Annotated in this window: 10 protein-coding genes and 2 tRNA genes; 7 read left to right on the top strand and 5 right to left on the bottom strand. The window is 59.8% G+C overall.

The genetic code is table 11. From position 1 onward, the window contains the following. Positions 1-21: 21 nt before the first annotated feature. The 4 genes from AB9L16_RS02315 to AB9L16_RS02330 all read right to left on the bottom strand — a co-directional run bounded on the left by AB9L16_RS02315 (position 22) and on the right by AB9L16_RS02330 (position 3,136). Positions 22-1,587 (bottom strand): ABC transporter permease, encoded by a 1,566-nt coding sequence (locus AB9L16_RS02315; protein ID WP_375123045.1) that lies wholly within the window; start codon positions 1,585-1,587, stop codon positions 22-24. Next, on the bottom strand, positions 1,587-2,597 hold the full coding sequence (locus AB9L16_RS02320) for an extracellular solute-binding protein (RefSeq protein ID WP_375123046.1): 1,011 nt from the start codon (positions 2,595-2,597) through the stop codon (positions 1,587-1,589). Before AB9L16_RS02320 ends, AB9L16_RS02315 begins: the two co-directional genes overlap by 1 nt. 185 nt (positions 2,598-2,782) lie before the next feature. After that, positions 2,783-2,869: transfer RNA gene (locus AB9L16_RS02325), tRNA-Leu, on the bottom strand. A 180-nt stretch (positions 2,870-3,049) separates the two neighbouring features. Further along, positions 3,050-3,136: transfer RNA gene (locus AB9L16_RS02330), tRNA-Leu, on the bottom strand. Between the two features lie 225 nt (positions 3,137-3,361). Between AB9L16_RS02330 and rnr the strand changes: the two genes are divergently transcribed. The 7 genes from rnr to dnaB all read left to right on the top strand — a co-directional run bounded on the left by rnr (position 3,362) and on the right by dnaB (position 10,655). Beyond that, on the top strand, positions 3,362-5,992 hold the full coding sequence (rnr, locus tag AB9L16_RS02335) for a ribonuclease R (protein ID WP_024011371.1): 2,631 nt from the start codon (positions 3,362-3,364) through the stop codon (positions 5,990-5,992). After that, entirely contained in the window at positions 5,989-6,753 is a 765-nt protein-coding gene (gene rlmB, locus AB9L16_RS02340) for a 23S rRNA (guanosine(2251)-2'-O)-methyltransferase RlmB (RefSeq protein ID WP_024011372.1), read from the top strand. Before rnr ends, rlmB begins: the two co-directional genes overlap by 4 nt. Positions 6,754-7,059: 306 nt before the next feature. Beyond that, positions 7,060-7,482 (top strand): 30S ribosomal protein S6, encoded by a 423-nt coding sequence (gene rpsF, locus AB9L16_RS02345; protein WP_016771938.1) that lies wholly within the window; start codon positions 7,060-7,062, stop codon positions 7,480-7,482. Positions 7,483-7,511: 29 nt separating this feature from the next. Continuing rightward, positions 7,512-7,742, top strand: a complete 231-nt coding sequence (gene rpsR / locus AB9L16_RS02350) for a 30S ribosomal protein S18 (RefSeq protein ID WP_002551829.1) — start codon at positions 7,512-7,514, stop codon at positions 7,740-7,742. Positions 7,743-7,778: 36 nt separating this feature from the next. Beyond that, complete coding sequence (locus AB9L16_RS02355; RefSeq protein ID WP_016771937.1) at positions 7,779-8,672, top strand: hypothetical protein; 894 nt, start codon at positions 7,779-7,781, stop codon at positions 8,670-8,672. An 18-nt stretch (positions 8,673-8,690) separates the two neighbouring features. Then, entirely contained in the window at positions 8,691-9,137 is a 447-nt protein-coding gene (gene rplI / locus AB9L16_RS02360; RefSeq protein ID WP_003221136.1) for a 50S ribosomal protein L9, read from the top strand. Between the two features lie 120 nt (positions 9,138-9,257). After that, on the top strand, positions 9,258-10,655 hold the full coding sequence (dnaB, locus tag AB9L16_RS02365; RefSeq protein ID WP_016771936.1) for a replicative DNA helicase: 1,398 nt from the start codon (positions 9,258-9,260) through the stop codon (positions 10,653-10,655). A 39-nt stretch (positions 10,656-10,694) separates the two neighbouring features. Here the strand turns inward: dnaB and AB9L16_RS02370 are convergent, their stop codons facing one another. Further along, positions 10,695-15,335, bottom strand: a complete 4,641-nt coding sequence (locus tag AB9L16_RS02370; protein ID WP_375123047.1) for an NEL-type E3 ubiquitin ligase domain-containing protein — start codon at positions 15,333-15,335, stop codon at positions 10,695-10,697. Between the last annotated feature and the right edge of the window lie 2 nt (positions 15,336-15,337).

The raw sequence follows: 15,337 nt of genomic DNA on the forward strand, positions 1-15,337 counted from the left end.
AGCCTGCTCGCGAAAGCGGTATCAGCGGCTCAGATACATCCGCGTCGTCAGCAGATAAACCGGCAGCCCGGACACCACGATCAACAACGCCGCATAAGGCGCCGCCGCCGCAAACTCGACATTCGCTGTATGCGCCCAGACCTCGGTCGCCAGCGTATTCAGTCCGGTTGGGCTGAGCAGCAACGTCGCCGTCAATTCCTTCATCGCATCGAGAAACACCAGCGCAAACGCCGCGCCCAGTGCCGGGAAAATGATCGGTAATGTCACCCGGCAAAACGCCGTGAACGACGATGCGCCCAAGGTCCGCGCCGCTTCTTCCAGCTGTGGCGCAGCCTTGTTCAGTGCCGTACGAATCGGCGCCTGCGCCAGTGGCAGAAACAGCAGCGCATAGGCGATCAGCAGCAAGCCCGACGTCTGATACAGCACCGGTACGTAATGCAGGGCGAAATACACCAGCGTCAACGCAATCACCAGGCCCGGCAGCGCGTGCAGCAGATAAGGCAGGCGTTCGGCCCAGATTGCCAATTGGCCTTTATAGCGCACCACCAGCAGCCCGACCGGCACTGCCAGCGCCAGGCACAACGCCGCGCCGCCCAACGACAATGCCAGCGATGACAGCAGCGCCTCAGTGATCGCTGCTACCGGGAATGCCGCCGACGAACCGACCGCCAGCCAGTAGGCCAACATGCCCAGCGGAACGCCGCTGCCGATAATCGCCAGCAACAGGCAATACAACTGACCTGCCGCAGCCCATGGCCCAAGCTTTACTTGCTCAGCCTGTCGCGCTGCACCTTGGCCGGTGCGCACATGCCGGCCCTTGCCGCGCACCCGCAGTTCCAGCCACAACAGCAGCAGGCACAGCGCCAGCAACACCGCCGAAAGCATCGCTGCGTTGGCGTTACTGAATTCCAGTTCGAATTGCTGGTAGATCGCCGTGGTAAAGGTCTGCAAACCGATGATCGACAGCGCGCCGAATTCCACCAGCATGTGCAGGGCAATCAGCAGCGAGCCGGCCAACAGCGATGGCCACAACAGCGGCAGGGTGACGCGGAAAAACACGCCCCAGCGATTCTGTCCCAATGTGCGGGCGGATTCTTCGAGAGAGGGATCGAGATTGCGCAGGGTCGCCGCGACTGGCAGGAAGATCAGCGGATACTTCGACAGGCTCATCACCAGAATCGCTCCGCCGAGGCCTTCGAACTGCGCACTCAGCGACACCCAGGTGAAGCTGCTGACAAACGCCGGCACCGCAAACGGCAGGCACAGGATCACGCCCCACAGGCGTCGACCCGGCAGATTGCTGCGTTCCAGTAGCCATGCCAGCGACAGGCCGATCACGGCGCAGGTGATCGTCACGCCGACCATCAGTGCCAAGGTGTTGCGCAACAGGCCAAACACATACGGGCGCCACAGCAAATGCAGCGCCTCGGCCCAGCCGGCCTGCCAGGCTTTCACCCCGACGTAGGCCAGTGGCAACAGGCTCAGTAACACCAGTAGCAATACCGGCAGCACCAGCCAGATCGACGGCCGTTTGCGTCTTGGTACGTAACCCCCGCGCGCGGCGGGGGCCGATAACGATGCTGCCATCAGTTCAGGCCAACTTCGCGTTCCAGTTCCAGCGCTTCTTCAGCGTTGCCCAGGTCCGCCGGGGTAACGTTCGGCGCTTCCAGTTCGCTGAACGGCTTGAGACCGCGATCCGATTCCATGCCTTTGTGCAGCGGGTATTCGGCGGTGGTCTGAGTGATCACGCGCTGACCTTCTTCGCTGGCCATGAAGGCGAGGAATTGCTGGGCTTCTTTTGGATGTTTGCTGGATTTCAGCACGGCAGCACTGGACACGGTGATCAAGCCGCCAGCGTCGCCGCCGGTGAAGTAATGCAATTTGGAATCGAGCTTGCCTTTCTCGCGTTGCAGGGCGAACCAGTAGTAGTTGTTCACCAGTACGGTGGCGACTTCACCGTTTTCCACCGCTTTGAGCGCGACCATGTTGTTGCTGTAGGTCTTGCCGAATGCGCGCAGGCCGGTCAGCCATTCTTCGGCGGCGTCACGACCGTGCAGCTTGATGATCGCTACGGCCTGCTCCTGGAAGGCGCCGCTGGTCGGAACGAAGCCGACCTTGCCCTGCCACTGCGGCTCGGAAAATTCCATCACCGATTTCGGCAGGTCTTTTTCATCGATCAGTTTCGGATTAAACGCGACCACGCGTACGCGGGCGGTAACGCCGATCCAGGTGCCATTGGCGGCGACGTATTTTTCCGGCAGAACTGCCAGCGTGGCGTCATCGGCCTGGGCCAGCAGACCCTGTTCGCCGAGGTTATTCAGCGGCGGCGACTCTTCGGTGTAGATCACATCGGCGGGGGAGCGGTCGCCTTCTTCGATGATCTGGCTGGCGAGCTGGTTGCTGCTGCCTTTGCGCACGTTGACGTGGATGCCGGTCTTGGCTTCGAAAGCCTTGGCAATCGCGTCGCCGACTTCCTTGTGCTGGCCGTTGTAGAGAGTCAGGGAAACCGCATCGGCAGCCTGGGAGAGGGGAGTGGCGAGTGCCAGGCCGAGGAGGGTGAAGGTCAGGCCTCGGCGCAGGGTATTTCGAAACGTCATTCGCAGGGTTCCTCACTGTCGCATTGCAAAAACTTGCAACAATGATAAACGATATTGTTTCTCAAGTGCGCCTTGTGGGGCGACTGGCGATCCTGTAGGGATGGCGAAATTCAGGAAGCCAGAAACGCAAAAACCCGCTTTCGCGGGTTTTTTTGAAATCCAAGGCGTGAACCTTGAATTTGAATTGGTGCCCAGAAGAAGACTCGAACTTCCACGACCGTAAGGTCACCAGCACCTGAAGCTGGCGTGTCTACCAATTTCACCATCTGGGCAATCATCGCAAGCGTTGCCGCTGTTGATGTGGCGCACTATACGGAGGCCTTTTTGATCTGTAAACCCCTGATTTGGTTTTAATAAATCAGTGTGAACAAAAGCTTTCCCGCAAATGCAAAAAACCCGCTTTCGCGGGTTTTGTGTGAGTCTTGAAACTGATCTAGTCTCAAACTCGAAATTGGTGCCCAGGAGAAGACTCGAACTTCCACGACCGTAAGGTCACCAGCACCTGAAGCTGGCGTGTCTACCAATTTCACCACCTGGGCATCATCGAAAGCGCTTGTGCGTCGTCGATGGCGCGCACTATACGGAGCGCCTTTTTAACTGTAAACCCCTGCTGCAGAAAAAACTGAATTTTTTTACCAGCGGCGTTCAAAACCCTATCAGAGCGTCGATACAGGGCCATGCAAAGCCTTATAGAAGCGGAAATTTCCCGTTTCCCGGCGCCTATGCCAAACTAACCCGCATATAGACAAGGTGAAAACTCTCTAATGGCCGATTGGCAGTCCCTCGATCCCGAGGCCGCTCGTGAAGCGGAAAAATACGAAAACCCTATTCCCAGCCGCGAACTGATCCTGGCGCACCTCGCCGATCGGGGTTCGCCTGCTGCCCGCGAGCAACTGGTCGAAGAGTTTGGTCTGACCACCGAAGACCAGATCGAGGCCCTGCGCCGCCGCTTGCGCGCCATGGAGCGCGACGCTCAACTGATCTACACCCGCCGTGGCACTTACGCGCCGGTGGACAAGCTCGACCTGATCCTCGGCCGCATCAGCGGTCACCGTGACGGTTTCGGCTTCCTGGTGCCGGACGACGGCAGCGACGACCTGTTCATGAGCCCGGCGCAAATGCGTCTGGTGTTCGACGGTGACCGCGCGCTGGCCAGGGTTTCCGGGCTCGACCGTCGTGGTCGCCGTGAAGGCGTGATCGTCGAAGTGGTTTCCCGCGCTCACGAAACCATCGTCGGCCGCTACTTCGAAGAAGGCGGCATCGGTTTCGTCGTTGCCGACAATCCGAAGATCCAGCAGGAAGTGCTGGTCACCCCGGGCCGCAACGCCAATGCGCAGATCGGTCAGTTCGTCGAGGTGAAAATCACCCACTGGCCAACGCCGCGTTTCCAGCCGCAAGGCGATGTGGTCGAAGTGGTCGGCAACTATATGGCGCCGGGCATGGAAATCGACGTTGCTCTGCGCACGTACGATATTCCGCACGTCTGGCCTGAGGCGGTTGTGAAAGAAGCCGCCAAGCTCAAGCCGGAAGTCGAAGAAAAAGACAAAGAAAAGCGCATCGACCTGCGTCATCTGCCGTTCGTCACCATCGACGGCGAAGACGCCCGCGACTTCGACGATGCGGTCTACTGCGAAGCCAAACCGGGCAAGCTGCGTCTGTTCTCCGGTGGCTGGAAGTTGTACGTGGCGATTGCCGACGTTTCCAGTTACGTGAAGATCGGCTCGGCGCTGGACAACGAAGCTCAGGTTCGCGGCAACTCGGTGTACTTCCCCGAGCGCGTGATTCCGATGCTGCCCGAGCAACTGTCCAACGGCCTGTGCTCGCTGAACCCGCAAGTCGATCGTCTGGCCATGGTTTGCGAGATGACCATCTCCAAGTCCGGCGAAATGACCGACTACTGCTTCTATGAAGCGGTGATCCATTCCCACGCCCGTCTGACCTACAACAAGGTCAGCGCGATGCTGGAAACGCCGAAGGCTACCGAAGCGCGCAAATTGCGTGGCGAGTACACCGACGTCGTCCCGCACCTCAAGCAGCTCTACGCGTTGTACAAGGTATTGCTGGCCGCCCGTCACGTGCGTGGCGCGATCGATTTCGAAACCCAGGAAACCCGGATCATCTTCGGCTCCGAGCGCAAGATCGCGGAAATCCGTCCGACCGTGCGCAACGATGCGCACAAGCTGATCGAGGAGTGCATGCTGGCCGCCAACGTGGCCACTGCCGAATTCCTCAAGAAGCACGAAATCCCTGCGCTGTATCGCGTTCACGCCGGTCCGCCGCCAGAGCGTCTGGAAAAGCTGCGCGCGTTCCTTGGTGAGCTCGGCCTGTCCCTGCACAAGGGCAAGGACGGTCCGTCGCCGAAGGATTATCAGGCTTTGCTCGCGAGCATCAAGGATCGTCCGGATTTCCACCTGATCCAGACTGTGATGCTGCGTTCGTTGAGTCAGGCGGTGTACAGCGCTGAAAACGACGGCCACTTCGGCCTGAATTACGAAGCCTATACCCACTTCACTTCGCCGATCCGTCGTTATCCGGACCTGCTCACGCACCGCGCGATCCGCAGCGTGATCCATTCGAAACAGGACACCCCGCACGTTCGTCGTGCCGGTGCGATGACCATTCCGAAAGCGCGCATCTATCCGTACGACGAAGCGGCGCTGGAGCAGCTTGGCGAGCAGTGCTCGATGAGCGAGCGTCGTGCCGACGAAGCGACCCGTGACGTGGTGAACTGGCTCAAGTGCGAGTTCATGAAGGATCGCGTGGGCGAATCGTTCCCGGGCGTAATCACCGCTGTTACCGGTTTTGGTCTGTTCGTCGAGCTGACCGATATCTACGTCGAAGGCCTGGTGCATGTCACCGCGCTGCCGGGCGATTACTACCACTTCGATCCTGTGCATCACCGCTTGGCGGGCGAGCGCACCGGTCGCAGTTTCCGTCTTGGCGACACCGTTGAAGTACGCGTCATGCGCGTCGACCTTGATGAGCGCAAGATTGACTTCGAGATGGCCGAGAAAACCATCAGCGCGCCGATCGGTCGCAAGAAACGTGGCGCCGAAACCGCTGCGCCTGCTGCCAAGGCTGCGGAAGAAAAGGCTCCAGCGAAAACCGCCAGCCGTCGTCCGGCCAAGGAAAAGGTTGCCGAAGCCTATCGTCCGAGCGATGCCGTGGCGAAAAACGCCGAGCTGCGCAAAAGCCGTGAATTGAAGAAGGCCTTGCTGGCCGATGCGAAAAACGGTGGTAAAGCGGCGTCCGGGGGAAAGACCGGACGGTCGGCGCCTGACAGGGCGACCGACGGCAAGCCAGCCAAGCCGAGCAAACACCGTAAGGGCCCGCCAAAAGCGGGTTCCGCTCCAGCCAAAAGTGGCGGGGCGCGTAAACCGAAGGCGAAGTCATGAGTCAGTTGGAAAAAATCTACGGCGTTCACGCGGTAGAAGCGTTGCTGCGTCACCACCCCAAGCGCGTCAAGCAGATCTGGCTGGCGGAAAGCCGCAACGATCCGCGCGTGCAGACGCTGGTCGAGCTGGCCAATGAAAACCGTGTTCAGGTCGGCCAGGCCGAGCGTCGCGAAATGGACGCCTGGGTTGAAGGCGTGCATCAGGGCGTTGTCGCTGAAGTCAGCCCGAGTCAGGTCTGGGGCGAGGCGATGCTCGACGAGTTGCTCGATCGCACCGAAGGCGCGCCGCTGTTGCTGGTGCTCGACGGTGTGACCGATCCGCACAACCTCGGCGCCTGCCTGCGTTCGGCCGATGCGGCCGGTGCGCTGGCGGTGATCGTGCCGAAGGACAAGTCGGCCACGCTGACCCCGGTGGTGCGTAAAGTTGCCTGCGGCGCGGCGGAAGTGATCCCGCTGGTGGCCGTGACCAACCTGGCGCGCACGTTGGAAAAACTTCAGCAGCGCGGTTTGTGGGTAGTCGGCACCGCTGGTGAAGCCGAGGTCAGCATCTATGACCAGGACCTGACCGGCCCGACCATTCTGATCATGGGCGCCGAAGGCAAAGGCATGCGTCGCCTGACCCGCGAGCATTGCGACTATCTAGTGAACCTGCCGATGGCCGGCAGCGTCAGCAGCCTCAACGTCTCGGTCGCCACCGGCGTGTGCCTGTTCGAAGCCCAGCGCCAGCGCGGTGCGAAGGCCAAGGCTGCCGCGAAGAAATAAGCTTAACGCAATCAACTGTGGGAGCGAGCCTGCTCGCGAAGAGGGAGTGTCAGTCGACGTCATTGTTGCCTGGCAGGCCGCATTCGCGAGCAGGCTCGCTCCCACATTCGTTTACGGTGTCTGGAAGATCGGTGGTTGTTCAAATATTCACCAATTGCCTTGCGCGCCCGCAGTCCCTTCTCTACAATTGCGCCCCTTGCTGTGACGGCAGGCACGCCAGTGCCCCGCGCCAGCAAGTCCATAAGTGTCATTCACTCCTTGTCTGACCGTTTTTGAGCGGCAGGCTACAACCCGTAAGGAGCATTCATGCGTCATTACGAAATCATCTTTCTGGTCCACCCGGATCAGAGCGAGCAAGTCGGCGGCATGGTTGAGCGTTACACCAAGCTGATCGAAGAAGACGGCGGCAAAATCCACCGTCTGGAAGACTGGGGCCGTCGTCAACTGGCCTACGCAATCAACAATGTTCACAAGGCTCACTACGTGATGCTGAACGTTGAGTGCACTGGCAAGGCCCTGGCCGAGCTGGAAGACAACTTCCGCTACAACGATGCAGTGATCCGTAACCTGGTCATCCGTCGCGACGAAGCCGTTACCGGCCAGTCCGAGATGCTCAAGGCTGAAGAAAACCGCAGTGAGCGCCGTGAGCGTCGCGACCGTCCTGAGCACGAAGGCGCCGAAGGCACCGACAGTGATGACAGCGACAACAGCGATAACGCTGACGAGTAATCCACGGACCTTATTAAGGAGCCTATCAAATGGCACGTTTCTTCCGTCGTCGTAAATTCTGCCGCTTCACCGCTGAAGACGTGAAAGAGATCGATTACAAAGATCTCAACACTCTGAAAGCCTACGTATCCGAGACCGGCAAAATCGTTCCAAGCCGCATCACCGGTACCAAAGCTCGTTATCAGCGTCAGCTGGCCACCGCTATCAAGCGCGCCCGCTTCCTGGCCCTGCTGGCCTACACCGACAGCCACGGCCGCTGAGACCGGGCAGTCGACAAGTAGCAAAGGATTGAATGCATGCGCGCCTTAGCTGAGTTCATCATGCGAGGCCGAATGCAGGCCACTCTCGTGGTGGCCGGATGTGCAACATTGCCGTTGTTGTATTGGTTGGGTGCTGCCGCCGGGAGCCTTGTGCTGCTGCGGCGCGGATTGACGGACGCCCTTGGCGTTCTGTCACTGGGACTGCTGCCGGCCTTGATCTGGTGGCTGTATGCCGACGACCCACGGGCACTTCTGGTGCTGCTGGGGTCTTCGGGGCTTGCGTTGGTTTTGCGCGCAAGCGAATCCTGGGTCCGCACGCTGCTGGTCAGCGTAGTGATCGGAGTGGTGTTTTCAGTGGTGCTCGGGGTCGCGTTTGCGGCCCAGATCGAGATGCTCGCGCAGGCCCTCATAAAGGTCATGCCGGCACTTCTCGGTGAGACCTACAAGCAATTGTCGGTCGATGAGCAAGCGCGTTTCGCGTCCCTGATTGCACCGGTCCTGACCGGACTGATTGCGGCCTTGTTGCAGATCGTCAGCGTGCTGAGCCTGATTGTCGGGCGGCATTGGCAGGCGTTGTTGTACAACCCGGGTGGTTTCGGTCGCGAGTTTCGCGCCATCCGCATCCCGCTGGGGCCGGCGATGTTACTGCTGGCGTTGATGCTTCTGGGCCCGAATCTCGGTGCACAGATGGCCATGTTGACGCCGTTGTGCAGTGTACCGCTGGTGTTCGCCGGGCTGGCCCTGATTCACGGGCTGGTCGGGCAGAAGCGACTGGCCGGTTTCTGGCTGGTGGGGTTGTACGTCACGCTGCTGTTGTTCATGCAGCTGATCTATCCGTTGCTCGTGGTTCTGGCCATTGTCGACAGCCTGATTGATTTTCGCGGTCGTCACGTGTCGAAAGACACCGACAGCGCGAACGGTGAAGGTTAAAAGTTAGAGGATTTTCACATGCAACTGATCCTTCTGGAAAAAATCGCCAACCTGGGCAACCTGGGCGACAAAGTAAACGTTAAGGCCGGTTACGGCCGTAACTACCTGCTGCCTTTCGGCAAGGCTACCGCTGCGACCGCTGCCAACCTGGCTGCGTTCGAAGAGCGTCGCGCCGAGCTGGAAAAAGCCGCCGCAGACCGTAAGGCATCGGCTGAAAGCCGTGCTGCCCAACTGGCTGAGCTGGAAGTGACCATCACTGCCACCGCTGGCGACGAAGGCAAGCTGTTCGGTTCGATCGGTACTCACGACATCGCTGACGCACTGACCGCCTCCGGCGTTGAAGTGCAGAAGAGCGAAGTTCGTCTGCCGAACGGCACCATCCGCAACGTGGGTGAATTCGACGTGGCCGTGCACCTGCACGCCGAAGTTGAAGCCACCGTACGCGTTGTCGTGGTAGCAGCTTAAGCAACATCGATCGGCTGGCGGCTTGTCCGTCAGACGGTTAACATCGGGCACGATCCTGTTTACAGGTCGTGCCCTTTGTCTTTCTGAATTCCCTGCTTTTCATCCAACACTCAAGTGGCCATGAACGATATCTCCGCTCCCGAGCAATACGATCTGCAAACCGCTGCCCTGAAGGTGCCGCCGCATTCCATCGAGGCCGAACAGGCCGTACTCGGTGGTCTGATGCTGGACAACAACGCCTGGGAACGCGTGCTCGATCAAGTCTCCGATGGCGATTTCTATCGACATGACCACCGTCTGATCTTCCGAGCGATCGCCAAACTGGCTGATCAGAACTCGCCGATCGACGTCGTGACCCTTGCCGAACAGCTGGACAAGGAAGGTCAGACGTCGCAAGTCGGCGGCCTCGGCTATCTTGGCGAACTGGCGAAAAACACCCCGTCCGTCGCCAACATCAAGGCCTATGCGCAGATCGTCCGTCAGCGTGCGACGTTGCGCCAACTGATCGGCATCAGTACCGAGATCGCCGACAGCGCCTTCAACCCCGAAGGCCGCACCGCCGAAGAGATCCTCGATGAAGCCGAACGGCAGATCTTCCAGATCGCCGAAGCGCGGCCGAAGACCGGCGGCCCGGTCGGCGTCAATGAGTTGCTGACCAAGGCTATCGACCGGATCGATACCCTGTTCAACACCGCCGACGCCATCACCGGCCTGTCTACGGGTTACACCGACCTCGATGAAAAGACCAGCGGCTTGCAGCCGTCCGACCTGATTATCGTCGCCGGCCGTCCATCGATGGGTAAAACCACCTTCGCGATGAACCTGGTGGAAAACGCCGTGTTGCGCAGCGAAAAGGCTGTCCTGGTTTACTCCCTCGAGATGCCAGGCGAATCGCTGATCATGCGTATGCTGTCTTCGCTCGGCCGAATCGACCAGACCAAGGTGCGTTCCGGCCAGCTCGAAGATGACGACTGGCCGCGCCTGACGTCAGCGGTGAACCTGCTCAACGATCGCAAACTGTTCATCGATGACACCGCCGGTATCAGCCCTTCGGAAATGCGCGCGCGGACCCGGCGTCTGGTGCGTGAGCACGGCGATGTCGGCTTGATCATGATCGACTACCTGCAACTGATGCAGATCCCCGGTTCCAGCGGTGACAACCGCACCAACGAAATTTCCGAGATTTCGCGATCGCTGAAAGCGCTGGCCAAGGAATTCAACTGCCCGGTAGTCGCCCTGTCGCAGCTCAACCGCTCCCTCGAACAACGCCCCAACAAACGCCCGGTCAACTCCGACTTGCGCGAATCCGGAGCGATCGAGCAGGACGCCGACGTGATCATGTTCGTTTATCGCGACGAGGTGTATCACCCGGAAACCGAGCACAAGGGCATTGCCGAAATCATCATCGGCAAACAGCGTAACGGCCCGATCGGGTTTATTCGGCTGGCGTTCATCGGCAAGTACACGCGCTTCGAAAACCTCGCGCCGGGCAGTTACAACTTCGACGACGACGAGTAACAGCAGACCGGATCATCCGGCCTGCTGTCGTGGTCGGTTTCAATCGGCCGAAGCTGCCGTCTCGCTGCTTGCAGTTGTTTCGACTCCGTCACCGGGGCGAATTTCCTCGCGGGTCAGTGCCTGGATCAGCGTCGCTTCGCTGATGGCCAGCTGTGCTGTGACGTCATTGGTTTGCGCCTGATATTCGGTTTCGGTCAGGGCATTTGTCGCAGACTGCGCGTCCAGTGCGGCCTGTTTCTGTTGATAGGGCTGACGTGCGGCGTCGAACCGGGACGAGTATTTGTGCGTGATGAAGTCCTGCCAGAAATCCATCGATACCAGAGCCTGAAACTCATCGGGGGAGTCGTTCAAGGCGATGACCTTTCGGTAGGCCACTTCCAGCATCGGCGATGTGACGCCGGCCATGCCGATAAAGGACAGTGTCTGCGGCTGAAACGGTAACTGCAGCCGATCCTTGAGCCCAAAGCGGTAGGCCATCGTCATCTCGTGCGGGTCGCGCAAGCGCAGCTGATGGATATTGCGCTCCCTCGCTGAAGTTTGCGGATCGTCGACGATTGCCCTGCTCGCAGCGATTTCGGCTGCGGCCAGATCATCGACCTGTCTGAGTCTGAACAGGCTTCTGGACAGGTCCACCAATCGAGCACCATCGCCGTCTTGCCTCGCCTGCATTCGCGCCTTGTGCGTCATGGTCAGTACTTGCATGTCTGTAAACGTGGCAGCGGCAAGGTCAGTGCAGCCAGCCTCGCAGGCGCGATCAAAAACGTCTCTGCGCAGCGCACGTGTCTGCACGCTGTTCTCGCTGATCGCATCGACCACGTCCCAGATCTGTCGGCGGAAATCGGCATGGTGGGCGAGCTTGGAAATGATGTTGAAAAAGCCATCTGAGCCCACCTGTGCTTTGAGCCTGTTCAATTGCTCGGCGCGAATCATCGCCTCGTCTGCCGTCATGCCGACGGTCAACTGCGGATAGACCGAAACAGAGTTCGTTGCCACTGCTTGCGGGTGGGCTGCCGAAAGAGAAGTCGTCAGCAGGTTCAATGGATTGTAGAGCGATGCTGCGGAGCGGTTCAGCCATTCACCGTAGCCGGCCAGGCGTTCTCGTGTGTATGCGCTCAGGGGATTACCGCTTATCTGAGTGCCACTGTTGACCTGAATCGAATGCGTCAGGCGATCCGCTGCCGGTGCGACGACAAAGTCGGGCAGACTCGTGATCCGGTTGTCGTTCAGATGGACCTTGCCCAGCAGGGGCTGATCGAACAGTCCGGTTGGCCAGCTTTCGATGCCCGTATTGGACATGTCGACCTCGCGCATGTCAGTGATCGCACTGAAATCCGGGCTCACGCTCAAGTGCGGGTTGTCGTGAATCCACAAGGCCCTCAGAGTGGTTCTCCCGGCCAGTATCTGCGCGGTCTCGGCGGTGAGTTCCAGTTGATTGCCCTGCAGGAACAACCGCGTCATCCCGTGCATCTCGCCGATGGCCGGAGGGAGATCCCTGAGTCGATTGTTCGCCATGTTCAGCCAGCGCAAATGCCGGAAGCGGGTCAGGAAACCTTCCGGGGATTCGGTGAGATTCATGTTGTTGAGTTTGAGTGAGCCGACATGGCTGAAGTCGCTGCTCAGATCCGGCAGGGTTGGCAGTGTCAAACCGCTCAAATCCAGTTCAAGACCTATCGGCGTGCCGTCGAAGGCGTGTTGCTCGGGCGTTTCACGTCGCCAGCAACTGATGATCCGGTCACGTGCCTCGATGCGCTCATTGCGGGTTTGAGTGTTGGCGTGCAATTGATTGACGCGGATATAGCGCAGACGATTGCTGCCTCCGGAAAAAACCCAGTCATCCAACTGGTTTTTCAGCACGGCGAAATCCTGCTCGAGCGCCAACAGCCTGGTCGCGACAGTGCCCTTGTCATGGCTCCAGATAAAATCCCGGCAGGCCTTGATGTTTTTGCCCGGAAACAGTCTTCGGTAGCGTTGCGCTCGCGAGTTCTCAGTATCGAATACGGCGGGGTGGGCTGGAGTCATCAACTCGGGATGCAGTTCATTGAGTCTTCGCCAGTAGCCATCGAACTTTCTCCAGTAAGGCGAAGGGAAGTCGTTGCCCTCAATCAGCGTGCGGTTGTTGATCCGCGCGACCACGGCCAATTGATCGGCAGGCGGGTTGATATGCGCGTCGGGGACGATGCGCAGTTTATTGTTGCTGAGGTCGACGCCGGTCAAGGTGGTCTTGTCAGCCAGCCCGAGGGGCCACTCGCTGATTCCGGTGTTCCTCAGCTCCAGTGTCTGCAGTCCGGACATCGCGCTGAAATCGGGCGGTATCTGCAGTGGGTTGTCAGAGAGCTTGACGGTAACCAGCTGATGCAATGCACTCAATGCACCAGCGCTGTGCTCATCGAGTTTTATCTGGTTTTCAGTCAGATTGAGGTGGGCGAGCCGGCTCATCCCGCTGATGGCTGCGGGCAATTTTTTCAGGCCGGAGCGGGTGATCGTCAGAATGTCCAGATCAGGCAACCGCGACAGGAACGTGTCGGCAGTGTCGGACCAGACGACGTTATTGAGGATGAGCATTTTCAACCGACTGAAGTCGGCCGTCAGTGACGGTAGCGGTCCGTTCACTGCTGGCAGCATGAGCGACGTCGATTCCTGGAGCCAGCAGTCCTTGATAGTCCGGGCAATGTATTCTGCCCGAAGCTTTTCCTGGCCGGCGGCGCTGGATGCTGCCGACGTGCTGTCGGCGACGTAAGCCTGCAGCTGTGCGTCGAGCACCTTGAACTCCTCGAAACGCCGGCTGATCGTGGCTTCTGCATCATCCCCCAGACCGATCAGGTATTCCCGGGCAGTTTGCGGGGTTCTCTCTGGATGCATCCGCAGCAGCATGGCGACTTCTGGAATGTCGCCATCAATCCGGAATGCAGCCGTGCGTGCGCTGGTAATCAGTGCCGGGTATTGCGCCGTAACCCGCTGCCAATAGACTTCCAGCCGCCGCCAATAACCGCTGGCGAAGGGATTGCCTTCGATCAGGGTGACGCGGTTGATGTTGGCGATGTCGAGCAACTGATCACTCGCCGGATTGATGATCGCCTGCGGAATTTCGCGCAATCGGTTGTTGCGCAGATCGATTGACTCTATCGCTAGCTGATCTCGCAGCCCGGTTGGCCATTCATCCAGCCCGGTGTTGCGCAGACTCACGGTCTTGAGCTGGAGCATGCCGCTGAAGTCCAGGGTCTTGCCCAGCGGGTTGTCCGACAGATCAAGGCTTTCCAGTTGGCTGAGCGAAGCCAGCTCGCCGGCGGTTTGCTCGCTCAGTTCAATGCGGTTCGCTCGCAGGTCCAGTTCCTTCAGGCCGGGCATCTGCGTGAGGTTCGCCGGCGGTGTATCGAGCGCCGAAGCGTTGATTTTCAAGCGCTCAAGGGCTGTGAACCGCTTGAGAAAAGTTTCGGAGCCCGCCGACCATGCCACCGCCTGCAAGTGCAGCGTGCGTACATGGCTGAAATCTGCCGAGAGCGCAGCGATGCCGGCGCCGCCAAGATCCAGCTGCAGCGTTGTTCCCGTCTGCCGTTTCCAGCAACGCTTGATCTCTTGCGCGGCGCGCTCCACCGAGGGATGGGCCGCCCCGCCGGCCAGCGTACTGGTCTTCAGCCACGTCGCGAGTTCCAGCTTCAAGGTCTTGTATTCAGTCTCGACGCGGGTCAAGAAGCCTTGTACATCGTCGCCGTGGGGGCTCAGCAGCGTGCGGATCTGCTCGCTGTCCAGAGAGGGATAAAGTTTTCGCAGTCGCGATTGTGGCGTGCGCAGTCGGTTGAACGCGGTGTTGAGCCGTTCCCGCAGCCCCGGTGAAGCCGGTTGGTCGGGACTGCCACGCTGCATTCCGCCGGCTCCGCCGACTACGATGCCTTGCCAGCCCTGACGGGCATCGAACACCACAGGCTCGGATCTGCCCGGGCGCGTAGCGCTGTAGATGTTGTCGATGTCGGCGGCGACAGGATCTTGCGGGCGAACGATGCGCATCACTTCGGCCAGAGGCGTCGACGCATCGGGATCGTGCAAGACCTGATAGCCGTGATTATCGATCACTGCATAGAGCTTGCCGTCATGGCGGTGCAGCCCGTCGCTGTCGGGTGAGCTGGTGCTGAAGTCGAGCGGCGTGCGAAACGCCTGCAGACGCGCCCCCGATAAAGCGAAGGTGCTTGGTTGCGAAAATTCCAGCGCATGCCATCGACCACTCTCGGGGTCGTGCAGCATCAGCGGTCCGGAGGGGATCGATTCACTGGCCAGCCTGGCGCGCCAGAGGCCGCTCTGCGCATCCTTGCCCACCTGCACGAAGCCACCATCGGTCATTTCCACGTAATGGCGGCCCTTGAATGTTCTCAGGCCTTCAGCGTCGGCATCGGGCAAGCCGATCGTTGCACTGAGCCGGTAATGCTCAGGCGGGTGGCCCACATGAGCGAAGGCGTCATGCATTGAAGCAATCGCCTGCACTGTGACGTTGGGAGCAGGAACGATTGCATCAGGATCGATACCGTCTGTGGGCCTGTTCGCGCGGATTGACGGGCCGCTCAACGTGGTCGGATCCAGGCCGGGGCGCGGGGTCAGGTTGAGGCGTGGCGGGGGCGTATCCATGGATGTGTCCGGTCGAATATGTGAATGACCGGGAAGCGTCACTTTCGACGGCGGTTTGCTTGGCATGT

The sequence above is a fragment of the Pseudomonas sp. LW8 genome (genome assembly GCF_041956865.1).
GTDB classification, from domain to species: Bacteria; Pseudomonadota; Gammaproteobacteria; order Pseudomonadales; family Pseudomonadaceae; genus Aquipseudomonas; species Aquipseudomonas siliginis.